The sequence below is a fragment of the Actinomadura syzygii genome, from assembly GCF_008085905.1.
In the GTDB taxonomy this organism is placed as follows: Bacteria; Actinomycetota; Actinomycetes; order Streptosporangiales; family Streptosporangiaceae; genus Spirillospora; species Spirillospora syzygii.
In genome coordinates, this window is the sequence record NZ_VSFF01000009.1 from 104,072 (window position 1) to 119,864 (window position 15,793).

Consider the following 15,793-nt stretch of genomic DNA (forward strand, 5'->3'; position numbering starts at 1 on the left):
GCCGCATGAACACCTCAGCCCGCAAGTGGGGCACCTTCGCGATCTGCCTCCTGATCGCGCTGGTGCCGAACATCGACCTCACCGCGCTCAACCAGGCCGTGCCGCACCTGAGCGCCGACCTGGACCCGTCGTCCACCCAGATCCTGTGGATCGCGGACGCCTACGGCTTCGCGCTCGCCGGGCTGCTGATCACCATGGGCGGCATCGGCGACCGGATCGGGCACAAGAAGCTGCTGCTGATGGGGACGGCGCTGTTCGCCGCCGCGTCCGCCGTGACCGCGTACGCGCCGAGCGCGGAGCTGCTGATCGCGGCCCGCGCGGTGCTCGGCGTCGCGGGCGCGACGCTGATGCCGTCGTGCCTGTCGCTGATCCGCCGGGCGTTCACCGACGGCAAGGAGCGGACGATGGCGGTCGGCGCGTTCTCCGGCGTCGCCGGGCTCGCGGTCGGGCTCGGGCCGGTCATCGGCGGCGCGCTGCTGGACCACTTCTGGTGGGGCTCGGTCTTCCTGATCAACGTGCCGATCATGGCGGTGGCGCTGGTCGCGGGCGCGCTCGTGCTGGTCGAGTCGCGCAACCCGGTGCCGGGACGGCTGGACCTCGTGAGCGTGCCGCTGTCGGCGGTGGGCGTCCTCGGCCTGGTGTACGCGATCAAGGAGGCCGCGGCGCACGGGCCGGGCCACGTCCAGATCTACGTGTCGGCGGTGGCGGGCGCGGTGGCGCTGGCGGCGTTTTTCGTCCGGCAGACCCGGCTGGACGAGCCGCTGATCGACGTGCGGCTGTTCCGCAACGCGGCGTTCAGCGGCTCGATCGGCACCAACATGTTCGCGATGTTCACGCTGGTCGCCCAGTCGCTGATCTTCTCGCTGTACTTCCAGCTCGCGCTCGGCTGGTCGCCGCTGAAGGCGGGGCTCGCGGGGCTGCCCGGCGCGGCCGGGGCGATGGTCGGCGGTGCGCTGCTGGCCCCGCCGCTGATCTCCGCGCTGGGCCGGGCCCGGGTCGTCGCGGCCGGGATGCTGATCTCTGCGACCGGGTTCGCGATCTACCTGACCATCGGGCTCCACCCCTCCTACTGGACGGTGATGCTCCCCGCGATGGTCCTCGCCGGGATCGGGATGGGCCTCGCGATGACCGTCACCGCGGACACCGTGCTCGCGTCCGTGCCGAAGGCCCGCTCCGGCGCCGCGTCGGCGATCTCCGAGACCGCGACCGAGCTCGGCGGCGCGCTCGGGATGGCGGTGCTCGGCAGCGTCCTGAACGCGGTGTACCGGAACGTGCTCGACCTGCCCGCCGGGACGCCCGCGCCCGCCGCGTCCGCCGCCCGCGACTCGCTCGGCGCGGCGCTCCAGACCGCGGCGCGGCTGCCCGGAACGCTCGGCGGCCAACTCGCGGACGCCGCCCGGAACGCCTTCGTGGACGGGATGCACGCCGCCCTCGCGTGCAGCGCCGGGCTCGCCGCCCTGGTGGCCGTGTTCGCGCTGGTCACGCTGCGGAACGTGCCGAAGGTCATCCCGGAGGCGCAGGAGCCGGAGGAGCCCGGCCTCGTACCGGCACCGTGACCGCCGCGACCGCCGCGACCCGTCCCGGCCCGCTCCGGGCCGGGCGGGCGACCCCCTCCGATTGCAAAAAGTGATATCACTTTGCTAGATTCACGATAACTCAAGACGAGGGGGGACATGATGGACGTGACGACGACGGTGGACATGCCCCGACCCAAGATCGGCGAGCGGCCCGCCGGGGACCGCGGCGGCTGGACGATGCTCGTGCTCGCGCTCGTGCTGCTCGCGCTGGCCGCCGCCGCGGTGCTCGCGGGCGTCGCGGTCGGCGGGCCCGCCGCGCTCGCGACGGGCATCGTGGTCGGGTCGCTGCTCGGGCTGGCCGGGTTCGTGCTGTTCGCCGGGCTCACGCCGGTCGCGCCGAACGAGGCGCGGGTGCTGCAACTGCTCGGCCGGTACAGGGGGACGGTCCGCACCGACGGCCTGCGGTGGGTGAACCCGCTGACCGAGCGGAGCAAGGTGTCCACGCGGATCCGCAACCACGAGACGGGCCTCGCCAAGGTCAACGACCTGGACGGCAACCCGATCGAGATCTCGGCCGTGGTCGTGTGGCAGGTCGCCGACACCGCCCGCGCCGTGTTCGAGGTGGACGACTTCGTCGAGTTCGTCGCGTTCCAGACGGAGGCGGCCGTCCGGCACATCGCGGGCAGCTTCCCCTACGACGCGCACGACCGCACGTCCCTGCGCGACAACGCCGACGAGATCACCGCGCAGCTCTCCGAGGAGCTGGCGCAGCGGGTCGCGTCCGCCGGGGTGGACATCATCGAGTCGCGGATCACCCGGCTGGCCTACGCGCCGGAGATCGCGCAGGCGATGCTGCGCCGCCAGCAGGCGGGCGCGGTGGTCGCGGCGCGGCAGCGGATCGTCGAGGGCGCGGTCGGCATGGTGCAGCTCGCCCTCGAACGGCTGGACGAGGAGAACGTGGTCGAGCTGGACGAGGAGCGCAAGGCGGCCATGGTCAGCAACCTGCTGGTCGTCCTGTGCGCCGACCGGGACGCCCAGCCGGTGGTCAACGCCGGCAGCCTCTACCAGTGACCCGTGGCTGAGCGGAAGAAGATCCTGCTGCGGCTCGACCCGGCGGTCCACGACGCGCTGGTCCGCTGGGCCGGGGACGAGCTGCGCAGCACCAACGCGCAGATCGAGTTCCTGCTGCGGCGGGCGCTCGCCGACGCGGGCCGGATGCCCGGCACGGCGGGCCGGATGCGCGGCCGCGGCCGCCCCCGCAAGGCCGGGCCCGACCCCGACGCCAACACCGACACCGACACCGACAGACAAACCGAGGACGAGTACGACGAGCATGACCCGCCGCGCGGCGGGGGCGAGGACTGACGATGGTCAAGGTTCCGGAGACGCTGCCGGCGCGGATGTTCCTGCTGGCCTACGACGTGCGCAGACAGCGGATGAGCAGGGGCGGCGCGCGGCTCGGCTACGTGCTGCGCGCCGCCGCGCTGACCGAGCTGTACCTGGACGGCAGGCTCGGCGAGGAGCGGCGGCGGCCCGTCCCGGGGACGCCGGGCGACGACCCGTACGGGGTGCTGGCGCAGATCGCGGCGTCCCGTCCGCGGTCGTGGCAGCACTGGGTGCGCAGGGACGCGCGGGCGATCGTCGGCGCCGTCCGCGACGAGCTGGCCCGCGACGGGTTCGTCCGGGTGCGCAGCCGCCGGGTGCTCGGGCTGTTCCCCCGGCACGAGGTCACCGTGCGCGACCACCGGGTCGTGAAGTCGCTGTGGGGCGGGGCGTCGTCGGCGCTGCGCGGGCGCCCGGTGGCGCACGTGAACAGCTACGACGCGGCGGCGGTGGCGCTCGCGGCGGCGGGCGAGCTGAAGACCGTCCTGCCGGGCGCGGACCGGCGGCGGCACAAGCGGCGGATCGCGGAGCTGACGGCGCGGTCGGGGCCCGCGGCCCCGGCGGTCCGCAAGGTCATCCGGCAGCAGAACGCCGCCGCGGGCGGATAGCCCGGCTCCCGGGCGGGTGGCAAGTGCGGCCCCCTACAAGGTCCACGGGTGCGATCTTGTATCGGGCGCGACGGGCGGCGGCGGAACACCGGAACATAACTTTCGGACATGGAACCCGAGCGCCTGGTCTACCCCCTGCTGAAGCACGTCGTGATGGGGCCCGCGATGCGGGTCGCGTTCCTGCCCCGGGTGAGCGGGCTCGCGCACGTCCCGCGGATCGGGCCGGTGATCCTCGCCGCGAACCACCTCGCGTTCCTGGACTCCTTCGTCCTGCCGCTGATGGTGCCGCGCCGGGTGCACTTCCTCGGCAAGCACGAGTACTTCACGGGGCCGGGCGTGCGGGGCCGGGCGATCGCGGCGCTGTTCCGCGGCGTCGGCGCGATCGCGGTCGACCGGTCGGGCGGGCGCGCCGCGCTCGACGCGCTCGACACGTCGGCGGCGGTGCTGGAGCGCGGCGGCGTGTTCGCGATCCACCCGGAGGGCACCCGCTCCCCGGACGGGCGGCTCTACCGGGGCCGGACGGGCGTCGCGCGGCTCGCGCTGCGGACCGGGGCGCCCGTCGTCCCGGTGGCGATCGAGGGCACCGACCGGGTGCAGCCGCTCGGCCAGGCCGTCCCGCGGCCGGGCCGGATCGGGCTGCGCATCGGCGCGCCGCTGACCTTCCGCGGCCGGGACGCGGGCGTCCCGCGCGGCAAGGCCGCGCGGGACGTCACCGACGAGATCATGGAGGCGATCCAGCAGCTGTCCGGCCAGGAGTACGTGGACGACTACGCGCCCCGCCCGACCGGCTGACCGCCCGGCCGACGGGACGGTCAGCGCCTGACCCGCAGCACCAACAGCGTGACCAGCAGCGCGGCGCCCGCGAAGACCGCGCCGGTCGCGTAGGCCGCGTCCATGCCGGGCACGACGCCGTGCCCGGAGTGCGCCGAGCCGTACGCGGTGACCATGGCGGCCGCCCCGAGCGACCCGCCGGTCCAGAGCATCGCCTGCGCGACGCCGGACGCGGCGCCCGAGTGCTCGGGTCCGACGCTGCCGAGGATCGTCACGTTCAGCGGCAGGGCCGCCATCCCGCCGCCGAGGCCCACCAGCACGAACGGCCCGAGCAGCCCCGCGGCGTAGCCGTCCCCCGGGGAGAGCCGGGTCAGCCACAGCATCGCGAGCGCGATGGACAGGGTCCCGGCCGTGACGAGCCGCCGGGCGCCGACCCGCGGCAGGATCCGCGGGACGGTCCGGACCGTCGCGAACTGCGTGCCGACCATCGGCAGGAACGCCGCGCCCGCGCGCAGCGGCCCGTAGCCGAGCGCCTGCTGGAGGTACTGGGTCAGGAAGAAGAACGCCCCGAACATCGCCCCGGCCATCAGCAGCAGGATCAGGTAGGACGCGGCGCGGTCGCGTCCGGTGAGCAGCCAGAGCGGCATGACCGGCTGGCGCGCCCGCCATTCGATCGCCGTGAACGCGGCGAGCAGGACGCCCGCGGCGCCGAACGCGGCGAGGGCGCGGGCGTCGCCCCAGCCGTCCGACCCGGCCCGGATCAGCGCGTAGACGAGCGCGGTCATCCCGGCCGTGGACGCGACGGCGCCGCCCGCGTCGAACCGGCCGGGACGGCGCCCGGTCTCGGTGAGGACCCGCCGCGCGGCGAGCGCCAGCACGACGCCCGCCGGGACGTTCACGAAGAACACCCACCGCCAGGACCCGGCCTCGGTGAGCGCTCCCCCGGCGAGCATGCCGATGGCGGCGCCCGCGCCGGTGACCGCGGAGAAGACGCTCAGCGCGCGGACGCGCTCGGCGCCCTGGAAGCTGGCGGCGATCAGGGCCAGCGCGCTCGGCGCGGCGATCGCGGCGGCGGCGCCCTGCGCGGTGCGGGCGGCCAGCAGCCACCAGCCGGCCGTGGCGAACCCGCCGAGCAGCGACGCGGCGGTGAACAGGACGACCCCGGCGGTGAACGCGCGGCGGCGGCCGAAGACGTCCCCGGCCCGGCCGCCGAGGAGCAGCAGCCCGCCGAATGCGAGCATGTAGGAGTTCTGGACCCAGGCGAGGCCCCCGGTCGTCATCCCGAGCCCGTCCCGGACCTGGGGCAGCGCGATGGTGACGACGGACGTGTCCAGCCCGATCATGAGCTGGCAGCCGACCAGGACGGCGAGGACGACGCCTGGACGATGATGGGACGACGGCGCGGCCGAAGGAGTGGAGTCCTCGGTCGCGACCGTTCGCCCGTCAGGTGCGGGCACGGCGTACCTTTCGAGATACGGGGAACGAGTTTTTAAGGAACGGCGAAGTACACTATGTGCGGAACGTATCACCGATCGGCGCGAAAGAGAACGCTAGCGTTCACTATTTTGAGGAGCGGATCGTGACCCCGGCCACCCGCCGGCGCGGCGGAGCCCTGGAGACGGCGATCTTCGACGCCGTGTTCGCGCAGCTGGAGGAGGTCGGGTACCGGCGGCTGACCATGGAGGGCGTCGCGACCGCCGCCCGCACCGGCAAGGCCGCGCTCTACCGGCGCTGGCCGTCCAAGGACGCGCTCATCGCCGACGCGCTGCGGCACGCGCTGCCCGAACCGCCGCACCCGCCCTGCACCGGCCGGGTCCGCGAGGACCTGCTCGCCACCCTCACCGTCCTGCGCGACACGCTGCTGACCTGCCGCGGCGCCGCGTTCAAGGTCCTGAAGGAGGAGTCGGAGCAGGGCAAGGGGCTGATGCACGACGTCGTCCGGCAGCGGCTGTCCCAGCCCGTCCGGGAGGCGGCGTTCGAGGCGCTGCGGCAGGCCGCCGAGCGCGGCGAGATCCGCCCGGAGGCGGCGACCCGGCAGATCGCGGCCGTCGGGCAGGCCGTGATCGTGCACCACAGCCTCACCGAGGGCGGCCCGATCGACGACGCCTTCCTGGAGTCGGTCGTCGACGAGGTGATGATGCCGATCCTCCGCCCCTGACGGTTCTCGCCAGGGGCGGAGGGTCCGGGTTCAGAGGGCGAGCCCGTCCTTGCGGGCTGCCTCGTCCCTGCGGGCGACCTCGTCGACGACGACGCGGTGGTGCCAGTAGGGCGGCGCGATGCCCTCCTCGCGCAGCGTCCGGTGCAGCCGCTTCAGGAACTCGTGCTTGATCAGGAACTGGTCGCCGAACTCCGTGGACCGCAGGATCACGTGGAAGCCGACCGTCGCGTCGTTGAAGTCGTCGAACCGGACGAGGACGCTCGCGTCCTCCACGCCGCCCTGCACGTCCTTCATGACCTGGTGCCCGACCGCGGTGAGCAGCTCCTCCACCCGGTCCAGGTCGACCTCGTACGCGACCTTCGCGTAGACCATGATCGACATGTCCTGGGCGGGGCGGTGGAAGTTGGTCAGGATCGTGTCCGAGAACCGCTGGTTCGGGATGACCTCGATGTTGTCCGACAGCGTCCGGATGGAGGTGTTTCGCCAGTTGATGTCGACGACGTACCCCTCCTGGCCCGTCGACAGCCTGATGTAGTCGCCCGGCTCGATCGTCTTGGACGCGAGGACGTGCACCCCCGCGAACAGGTTGGCGAGCGTGTCCTGGAGGGCGAGCGCGACGGCGAGGCCGCCGACGCCGAGGGCGCCGAGCAGCGGCGAGATCGAGATCCCGAGGCTCTGCAGCATCACGAGCACGCCGATGCCGAGCACGATCACCCGCGAGATGTTGGCGAAGATCGTCACGTTGGCGGCGACGCCCTGCCGGGCCTTCGCGTACGCGGTCACGCCGCCCGCGAGCAGCCGCGCCGACGCCAGCGACACCGCGAGGATCGCCACGGCGGTGAGCACCTTCGCGGTCACGTCCAGCGTGCGGGACGGCAGTTCCAGCACCCAGGCCGCGATCCACACCCCGAGGATGAGCGAGACGGGCACCGCGAGGTCGCGGATCAGCCGGGCGAGGAGGTCGTCCCAGGTCCAGCGGGTGTCCCCGGCCCGGCGGAACAGCCGTGCGGTCAGCCAGCGCAGCACGATCGCGATCAGCAGGGCGGCCGCCAGCACGATCGCCGCGCTGGCGACCCGCCCCCAGGTCAACTGGACATGGTCCATGACGCGTGCGTCTCCCCTTCCGCCGGACGGCCCGCGGCCTGTCCGTGAAATCCTGGTTTGCGGTGTTGCGCGTCCCGATCGTAGTGAAGCCGCCGCCCCCGCGAGACACATCGCGGACACCGGTGACGTGGGTCGACGGGCGGGGCGGTTACGATCGATCAAGTGGTAGGCGTGGGAATGATGCGCCGGCTCGGGGCCACGGCGCTGGGACTGCGGAACGGCCCCCACCGGGTCATGGTCGAGCGAGACCTGGAGGTGCCCGCCGGCGACGGCGTCACGCTCCTCGCCGACCATTACGCCCCGGCCGACGTCGAGCGGGCGCCGACGGTCCTCGTCCGGTCGCCCTACGGGCGGCGCGGCCCGTTCGGGCTGATGTGCGGGCAGGGGTTCGCGTCGTACGGGTTCCAGGTGGTCGTGCAGAGCGTGCGCGGCGGGTTCGGGTCGGGCGGCGTGTTCGAGGCGCTGGACGAACGCGAGGACGGCCTCGCCACCGTCGCGTGGCTGAAATCACAGCCGTGGTTCGGTGGAACGTTCGCGATGCACGGCCCGAGCTACCTCGGGTACGTCCAGTGGGCGGTCGCGGCGGAGGCCGGGCCCGAACTGCGGGCCCTGTCGATGCAGGTCACGGCCTCGACGTTCCGCGACGCGGTGCACGTCGGCGGGACGTTCGCGCTGGAGTCGGCGCTGATCTGGGTCGATCTGACCGCGCGGATGAAGAACTCCCTGTCCGGCATCACGACGGCGGTGATGTCGCCGCGCCGGGCCCGCCGGGCGACGCTGTCCGGCCGCCCGCTCGCCGAGCTGGACCGGCTCGCGACCGGCGAGCAGCAGCGCTTCTTCCAGGAGCTGCTCGTCAACGGCCCCGACACCCCGTTCTGGGACAAGCGCGACTTCAGCCCGACGGTCTCGCAGGTCACGGCCCCGGTGAACATGACGGGCGGCTGGTACGACATCTTCCTGCCCTGGCAGATCAAGGACTACGCGGCCCTGCGCGCCGCCGGGCGGCGGCCGTACCTGACGATCGGGCCGTGGTTCCACGCCGACCAGCGGATGATGCGCGGATCGGTCGGCGAGTCGGTCAAGTGGTTCCGCGCCCACCTGCTGGACGACCCGTCCGAGCTGCGCGAACTCGCCGTGCGGCTGTTCATCACCGGGGCGGACGAGTGGCGCGAGTTCCCCGACTGGCCCGTCCCCGGGATGCGGGAGGAGCGCTGGCACCTCCAGCCGGACGGGGCCCTCTCCCCCGGCGCGCCGCCCGAGTCCGAGCCGGACACCTACCGCTACGACCCGGAGCATCCGACCCCGTTCCTCGGCGGGCCGACGCTGCTCGGCGAGACGCACCCGTCCACGGACCAGCGGCGGCTGGAGCGGCGGCGGGACGTGCTGACCTACACCTCCGACGTCCTCGACGACGACCTGGAGATCATCGGCCCGGTCACCGCCGACCTGTACGTCCGGTCGAACCGGGAGCACACCGACTTCGTCGTCCGGCTGTGCGACGTCACGCCGGAGGGCGAGTCGCTGAACCTGTGCGAGGGGATGCGGCGGCTCGTGCCCGGCACCCCGGAGCCCGGCGAGGACGGCGTCCGGCACGTCGCGATCGAGCTGTGGCCCGCCGGGCACCGGTTCCGGCGGGGGCACCGGGTCCGCGTCCAGGTCGCGAGCGGCGCCTACCCGCGGGTGGCGCGCAACACGGGCACCGGCGAGCCGATCGGCACCGCCACCGAGATGGTGACCGCGGACCAGGAGATCCTGCACGACCCGGCGCACCCGTCGACGGTCAACCTGCCGGTCGTCCCCGGTCCGGAGGGCTGAGCAGGGCGGCGACGTCCGGGGCCGTCCAGGCGCCCGCGGCGCCGGGGCGTCCGGCCAGGTAGGCGGCGGCGCGCCCGGCGGACCAGCCGTGCGCCTCGCGCAGCCCGTTGCCGAGCATCGTCAGGTACGGGGCGGTCGGCGCGTTCGGCTCGATCGGAGCGGGCGCGGTGAAGGTCAGCATCGGGTGCCCGCCGCGCTCCCCCACCCGCAGGACGGTCTCGTACCGCCCCGGCCCGAGCCGCTGCCGCCCGCGCTCGACCGCCTCCGCCAGGTCGTGGTCGGTCCCGACGTCGCGGCGCATCTCCTGGGACAGGACGTCGCAGAACTGGCGGCGGGTCAGCAGGTAGGCGCGGGCGGCGGCGCGTCCGGGCAGGGCCGGGTCGTAGAACGCCATCCCGCCGCCCCAGACCAGGGACGTGTAACCGAAGTAGATCCCGCCGGGAACCGTCACCGGCCGCTCGTCCAGGGCCGGGCGCGGATCGCGGCAGCCGGTGTAGTGCCGGGCCCCGCCCGCCGGACGTCCCCCGGACAGGTAGCAGCGGAACCTCTCCCGGTAGAGGTTCGATCCGTACGCGACGTACCAGACTCTTTCGGCGTCCATCAGAACCAGTATCACCCCTGGTGGGACGCCGATCCGTGGGGCGCGGGGGACAGAGTTCCGATTCGCGAGGTTTGACGGAAGGCGCCACCGGATATGAAACTGGCCGAGCAGGTGTCTACGACGCAGATACCTCCGAGCTTCCCCTGTGTTGTCCCGGAGGATCCGTCATGCGTCGCTCGCTTAACATCGCACTTGTGTCCGCCTCCGACCTCGACGGCGAACACCTGCAGGCTTTTCACGTCCGGGATCTGGCCCGTTCGCTCACCCGTCCGCTCACCGCCGACGGGAAGCCGAACCAGGTGACCGTGTACTCCCGGCGACAGTCCGCGGACGCCCGCGGCCGAGTCCGGCTCGCGCCCGGCGCGGCGCTGGTCAACCTCGACGCCGGCCCCGCCCGCCCCCTCACCGACGACGAGATGCTGGAGCACGTCCGCGACTTCGCGGACGGGCTGCGGCGCCGCTGGTCCGGGTCGGGGCGCCCCGACATCGTCCACGCGCACGGCTGGATCGGCGGGCTCGCCGCCTGCGCCGTCGCCCGCGAGCTGGGCATCCCGTTCGCGCAGAGCTACCACGGCGTCGGCGTCGCCGAGCGGCGCGCCGGACGCCGCGTCCACCCGCACCGCGACCGGCTGGAGAAGGCCATCGGGCGGGACGCCGACCTCGTCCTCGCCGGGCACGCCGAGGAGGCCGGGGCGCTCGTCCGGATGGGCGTGCCGCGGCCGAGCGTGGCCGTCGTCCCCTACGGCGTGGACGGCGACCAGTTCGCCCAGGCCGGACCGGCGATGCCGCGCGGCGACCGGCGGCGGCTCGTGCTGGTCTGCGACGACCTCGCGACCGGCGGCGTCGACACGGCGCTGCGCGCGCTCGTGCACGTCCCGAACGCCGAGCTGGCCGTCGCGGGCGGCCCGGCCCGCGAGGACCTCGAAGCCGACCCGGACGTGCACCGGCTGATCCTGCTCGCGAAGGAACTGCACGTCAACGACCGGGTGATCTTCCTCGGCCGGCTGCCGCGCAAGTCGCTGCCGAAGCTGCTGCGGACGGCGAGCCTCGCGCTCTGCCTCACCCCGCACCAGCCGTCCCCGGCGACCCCGCTGGAGGCCATGGCGTGCGGCGTGCCCGTCGTCGCGGCCACCGCGGGCGGCAACACCGACGAGGTGCTCGACCACATCACCGGGCTGCACGTCCCGGCCGGGCGGCCGGTCGTGATCGGCCGCGCGATCCGGCAACTCCTCGCCGAGGAGACGACGCTGCACGGCTACTCGATCGCCGCCGCCGACCGCGCCCGCTCCCGGTACTCGCTGGAGCGGGTCGCCGCCGAGACGCTCCGCGCGTACGAGCGCGTCCTGCCGTTCGAGGAGCCCGAGCCGGAGCCGGTCGTCGAGGACGAGGCAGAGACCGAGCGCGACCGCACCCCCGCGCTCGTCGGCTGAGCCCGACCGGTCTGAACACGGCGGGTCTGAACACGGCTGACCCCGGCCCGCGGGCCCCGGATCCCTCCCCATCCCCTGGATCCGGGGCCCGCGCACGTTCCCGTATCCGGCATGTCGGCCCAGGTGGGATACTTTCGGAGATGACCGGAAGGGACCCTTGGTGCTGATCGGCAGGACGGCCGAGCTCGCGGAGCTGACCGCCGCGCTGGACCGGGCCGCCGCGGGCGGCGCCGGGGCCGTGCTGGTCAGCGGGGACGCCGGCGTCGGCAAGACCCACCTCGTGTCCGCGCTGTGCCGCGAGGCCCGCGCGCGGGGCGGCGCCGTCCTCGTCGGGCAGTGCGCCGAGCTCGGCGAGAGCATGCCGTACCTGCCGCTCGCGGACGCGCTGTGGACCGCCGCGCACGCGGGCGGGGCGGAGGCCGACGCCGTCCAGGCCGCGCTCGACGCCCGCCCGATCCTCGGCCGCCTGCTGCCCGACAGCGGCGGCGACCCCGGCGCGGTCGCCGAGCTCGGCCAGCAGCAGTTGTTCGGGGCCGTGCTCGGGCTCCTCGGGGAGCTGGGGCGGGAGCGGACCGTCCTACTCATCCTGGAGGACCTGCACTGGGCCGACCGTTCGACCCGGCATCTGCTGACGTTCCTGTGCCGCGTCCTGCAGCGCGAGCGGGTCTGCCTGGTCGGCACCTACCGGTCGGACGACCTGCACCGGCGGCATCCGCTGCGGCCAGTCGTGGCTGAGCTGCTGCGGCTGCCGAACGTGACCGGCGTCGAGGTCAGCCCGTTCGGGCCCGGCGAGACCGCCGAGTACCTGGCGGAGCTGTCGCGCGGGTCCGCGCCCGTGACGGCGGACATCGTCGAGCGCGTCCACGTCCGTTCGGAGGGCAACCCGTTCTACGCGGGCGAGCTGTACTCGGCCGGGCTCGAATCCCCCGCCGAGGAGGGGCCGACCGAGCTGCCGTCCGGGCTCGCCGACCTGCTGCTGTCCCGCGTCGAGCGGCTGTCGGACGCCGGGCAGCGGGTGGTGCGGGTCGCGGCGGTCGCCGGGCGCCGCGTCGACGACGAGCTGGTCCGCCGCGTGTCCGGGCTGGACGAGACGGCGGTCGGCGAGGCGCTGCGCGAGGTCGTGTCGCACCAGCTGCTCGTCCCGTCCGGGACGGGCTACACGTTCCGGCACGCGCTGCTGCGCGAGGCCGTCTACGCCGACCTGCTGCCCGGCGAGCGGACCCGGCTGCACGCCGACTTCGCCCGCCGCCTCGCCGAGCTGCCCGCCGGGACGCGCGGCTCCGCCGCCGAGCTCGCGCACCACAGCCTCGCCGCGCACGACCTGCCGGCGGCGTTCGCCGCGTCCGTCCGGGCGGGCCGGGAGGCCGCGCGGCTCGGCGCGCCCGCGGAGGCCCTCGAGCACTACGAGCGGGCGCTGGAGCTGTGGGACGCCGTCCCGGACGCGGCGGAGGCCGCGGGCACCGACCGGTTCCGGCTGTCGCTGACGGCCGCGCAGGAGTCGGCGCGGGCCGGGCGGCCGCGCCGCGCCGTGCACCGGCTGCGCCGGCTGATGGAGGTGGCCGACGCCGCCGTCCCCGCGGACCGGGCGCTCCGCTCTGCGATCCGCGAGCACCTCGCGACCTACCTCGGCGAGATCGACGAGCTGAAGGTGGCGCGGGACACCGCGCGGGAGGCGGTGACGATGCTCGACGCCGACCCGCCCACCCGCGAGCGCGCCTGGGCCCTCGCCACCTACGCCCGGTCCCTGCTCTACCTCGACCCGGCCGGGGAGCTGCCGGAGTTCGCCGAGCGGGCCGCCGCCGAGGCCCGCGCGGCGCGGGCGCCGGGCGCGGAGGCGGGCCTGCTCGTCACGCTCGGGCTGTACCGGGAGTCGCGGGAGGCCGACTCGGAGGTGGCGGAGGTGTTCGCGCGGGCCCGCGACCTCGCCGACGCGGCCGGGGACAGCCCGGACGCGGCGATGCGCGCCCGGTTCCACCACGCCCGGACGAAGTTCGACCGCGGCGACCTCGCGGGCGCGGCCCAAGCCGCCGACGAGGGCGTGCGGTTCGCGCTCGACAACGGGCTCGGCTGGAGCGCGTACGGCATCGTCATGCGGTGCCTGCGCTACCTGATCCACTACACGACCGGCGACTGGGCGGAGGCGGACCGGCTCGCCGACGAGTTCGCGGTGCAGGTCGTCCGGCCCTACGAGGCGCAGGTGTCGGCGTACGCGCTGTTCGTCGAGGTCGCGAAGGGCGAGCCCGGCGCGGACGAGCGGCTGCGCTGGATCGCCCCGCTGTGGCACGAGGACCTCCTCGTCACCTACATCGCGCGGGGCCTCGCCGCCGAGCAGGCCATGTGGCGCGGCGACCCGGAGACGGCGATCGAGCACGTCGGGCGCGTCGTCGGGGCGATGACCGGCCCGGACGTCGGCGTCATCCGGATCGCCGCGACGGGACTGTGGGCGCATGCCGAGCTCGCCGCCCGCGCCCGCGCGGCGGGCGACGACGCGGCGGCGCGGCGGGCGGCCGAGGCCGGGGACGAGCTGCTCCGGCTGGCGCGGCGCGCGGTCGCGTTCACCGAGGCGGGACTGCCGCGCGCCTGGGTCGGGCTGGAGGGGCAGGCGTGGCTGGCGCGGGCCGAGGCCGAGCGCCGCCGGGTGGACGGCGTCCACGACGTCGACCTGTGGCGCGAGGCCACCGAGCGGTTCACCTACGGCGACCCGGACGGCGGCTTCGTGTACGAGGTGGCGCGGTCGCGCTGGCGGCTCGCCGAGGCGCTCGCCGAGCACGGCGACCGGGACGCGGCCGCCGCCGAGTGGCGGGGCGCCCTGCGGAGCGCGACGCGGCTCGGCGCGGGGCCGCTGCTCGGCGCGCTGCGCGACCTCGGGACGCGGGCGCGGCTCGGTCCGGAACGCGGGCGGGAGCCCGCCGGGTCCGGGCCGCTGGCGGCCCTGACCGGGCGCGAGCGCGAGGTGCTGAAGCTGGTCGCGGAGGGTCTCGGCAACCGGGAGATCGCGGCGAAGCTGTTCATCTCCCCGAAGACGGCGAGCGTCCACGTCTCCAACATCCTCGCGAAGCTGGACGTGACGAGCCGCACCCAGGCCGCGGCCGTCGCGCACCGCGCGGGCCTCTGACGATCTTGCGGCGAATCAGTGGCGCATATATCCTTTCTTTCGTGACTGCCGGGTCGGCCATGGGCCAAGAGCGAGTGAGGCACCCGGCCTCCACGTGAGCCCGAGGCGGGCGCGAGCCCCGCCCTTCTCCGCTCCGTTTCCTCTTCTTTCACACGCACCTCCTTACGCGCGTCATGCGACGTCATCGGCATGACCGACGCCTTTCGCGCGCCTTCACACCACCTTTCCCGGGCGGCTGCCGCATGCCCTTTTCGCGGGTCGATTCGCCATGCCCGAAAACAGCCATTGGAGAAACATGGATTTCAACACGGAGATCATCGAGGAGTTCCGCGCCGGCGGCGGACGGGTCGGCGGCCCGTTCGAGGGCGGGCGGCTGCTCCTGCTGACGACCGTCGGCGCGCGGTCCGGCGCGCCGCACACCACCCCGCTCGGTTACCTGCCGGACGGCGTCGGGCGCGTCCTCGTCATCGCGTCGGCCGGGGGCGCGCCGAAGCACCCGGCCTGGTTCCACAACCTGGTCGCGAACCCGCGCGTCACGGTCGAGAGCGACGCGTTCACGTACGAGGCGGACGCCGTCGTGCTGACCGGCGCCGAACGTGACCGCGCCTTCGCCCGAGCCGCAGAAGCCGACCCGGGATGGGCCCGCTACGAGGCCGCGGCCGGACGGCGGCTCCCCGTGGTCGCGCTGGTCCAGGCGGCCGCGGGCCCGCCCGGCGGGCCCGCGTCGCCGAGCGCGATGCTCGTCGCGGTGCACGACGCGTTCCGCCATGAGCTGGAGCTGATCCGCCGCGAGGTGGCCGCGACGGGCGCGGGCCTGGGCGCGCAGCTCCGGATCAACTGCCTCACGCTGTGCCAGGGCCTCGGCAACCATCACGCGGGTGAGGACCAGCTCATGTTCCCGTCGCTGGAGGGCCGCCGTCCCGGGCTGGCTCCGGTGCTGGACGGGCTGCGGGACGACCACGCCGCCATCGCCGAACTCCTGGACGAGCTGCGCGGCGTCCTCGACGGCGGCGACCCCGCCTCACTGCTCGCCGAGGTCGACCGGCTGACCGCCGCGCTGCTCGGACACCTGGACCGCGAGGAGGAGCGGCTCGTTCCACTGCTCGACGAGATGGGCCTCTAGCTGGGGCGGAGGCCGCCGGGGTCACGGAGCGTACCCGGTGCGTGATCGGTGCACGGCAGCAGCCGTTATATCTTCACGGGCCATTCGTTATTTCCGGGACTGGCCCATTTCGTCCTTTCCTGCGAATCTTTTCTCCGTGCGGCGCCGACAACGGCGCACACGGAAGGG

Annotated in this window: 13 protein-coding genes; 10 read left to right on the forward strand and 3 right to left on the reverse strand. The window is 74.4% G+C overall.

The window, feature by feature from the left end; translation table 11 throughout:
* Nucleotides 1–5 precede the first annotated feature (5 nt).
* The 5 genes from FXF65_RS23410 to FXF65_RS23430 all read left to right on the forward strand — a co-directional run bounded on the left by FXF65_RS23410 (nucleotide 6) and on the right by FXF65_RS23430 (nucleotide 4,300).
* Entirely contained in the window at nucleotides 6–1,556 is a 1,551-nt protein-coding gene (locus FXF65_RS23410) for an MFS transporter (RefSeq protein ID WP_148352168.1), read from the forward strand.
* 120 nt (nucleotides 1,557–1,676) lie between these two features.
* Entirely contained in the window at nucleotides 1,677–2,588 is a 912-nt protein-coding gene (locus FXF65_RS23415) for an SPFH domain-containing protein (protein WP_222868736.1), read from the forward strand.
* Nucleotides 2,589–2,591: 3 nt separating this feature from the next.
* Nucleotides 2,592–2,882 (forward strand): type II toxin-antitoxin system antitoxin, encoded by a 291-nt coding sequence (locus tag FXF65_RS45370; RefSeq protein ID WP_246199030.1) that lies wholly within the window; start codon nucleotides 2,592–2,594, stop codon nucleotides 2,880–2,882.
* 2 nt (nucleotides 2,883–2,884) lie between these two features.
* Nucleotides 2,885–3,508 (forward strand): GOLPH3/VPS74 family protein, encoded by a 624-nt coding sequence (locus FXF65_RS23425; protein WP_148352170.1) that lies wholly within the window; start codon nucleotides 2,885–2,887, stop codon nucleotides 3,506–3,508.
* 108 nt (nucleotides 3,509–3,616) lie between these two features.
* On the forward strand, nucleotides 3,617–4,300 hold the full coding sequence (locus FXF65_RS23430; RefSeq protein WP_148352171.1) for a lysophospholipid acyltransferase family protein: 684 nt from the start codon (nucleotides 3,617–3,619) through the stop codon (nucleotides 4,298–4,300).
* Nucleotides 4,301–4,320: 20 nt separating this feature from the next.
* Here the strand turns inward: FXF65_RS23430 and FXF65_RS23435 are convergent, their stop codons facing one another.
* Nucleotides 4,321–5,736 (reverse strand): MFS transporter, encoded by a 1,416-nt coding sequence (locus FXF65_RS23435; protein ID WP_246199031.1) that lies wholly within the window; start codon nucleotides 5,734–5,736, stop codon nucleotides 4,321–4,323.
* Nucleotides 5,737–5,858: 122 nt separating this feature from the next.
* Between FXF65_RS23435 and FXF65_RS23440 the strand changes: the two genes are divergently transcribed.
* Nucleotides 5,859–6,437 carry a TetR/AcrR family transcriptional regulator gene (locus tag FXF65_RS23440; protein WP_222868701.1) on the forward strand — a complete coding sequence of 193 codons (579 nt, stop codon included), beginning with the start codon at nucleotides 5,859–5,861 and terminating at the stop codon, nucleotides 6,435–6,437.
* 30 nt (nucleotides 6,438–6,467) lie between these two features.
* On the opposite strand, the gene FXF65_RS23445 is transcribed toward FXF65_RS23440, so the two are convergent.
* On the reverse strand, nucleotides 6,468–7,541 hold the full coding sequence (locus tag FXF65_RS23445; RefSeq protein WP_148352172.1) for a mechanosensitive ion channel family protein: 1,074 nt from the start codon (nucleotides 7,539–7,541) through the stop codon (nucleotides 6,468–6,470).
* A gap of 177 nt (nucleotides 7,542–7,718) precedes the next feature.
* On the opposite strand from FXF65_RS23445, the gene FXF65_RS23450 reads away from it, so the two are divergent.
* Nucleotides 7,719–9,356 (forward strand): CocE/NonD family hydrolase, encoded by a 1,638-nt coding sequence (locus FXF65_RS23450; RefSeq protein ID WP_148352511.1) that lies wholly within the window; start codon nucleotides 7,719–7,721, stop codon nucleotides 9,354–9,356.
* On the opposite strand, the gene FXF65_RS23455 is transcribed toward FXF65_RS23450, so the two are convergent.
* Nucleotides 9,322–9,957 (reverse strand): histone deacetylase, encoded by a 636-nt coding sequence (locus FXF65_RS23455; RefSeq protein WP_148352173.1) that lies wholly within the window; start codon nucleotides 9,955–9,957, stop codon nucleotides 9,322–9,324. The genes FXF65_RS23450 and FXF65_RS23455 overlap by 35 nt on opposite strands.
* Nucleotides 9,958–10,151: 194 nt before the next feature.
* On the opposite strand from FXF65_RS23455, the gene FXF65_RS23460 reads away from it, so the two are divergent.
* The 3 genes from FXF65_RS23460 (at nucleotide 10,152) to FXF65_RS23470 (ending at nucleotide 15,625) form a co-directional block, all read left to right on the forward strand.
* Complete coding sequence (locus FXF65_RS23460; RefSeq protein ID WP_246199032.1) at nucleotides 10,152–11,387, forward strand: glycosyltransferase; 1,236 nt, start codon at nucleotides 10,152–10,154, stop codon at nucleotides 11,385–11,387.
* Between the two features lie 160 nt (nucleotides 11,388–11,547).
* A complete protein-coding gene (locus FXF65_RS45945; RefSeq protein ID WP_281288936.1) occupies nucleotides 11,548–14,502 on the forward strand; it encodes a helix-turn-helix transcriptional regulator in 2,955 nt (984 codons plus the stop codon).
* Between the two features lie 295 nt (nucleotides 14,503–14,797).
* Nucleotides 14,798–15,625: a nitroreductase/quinone reductase family protein gene (locus FXF65_RS23470; RefSeq protein WP_148352176.1), complete on the forward strand. Its 828-nt coding sequence runs from the start codon at nucleotides 14,798–14,800 to the stop codon at nucleotides 15,623–15,625.
* The last annotated feature ends 168 nt before the right edge of the window (nucleotides 15,626–15,793 follow it).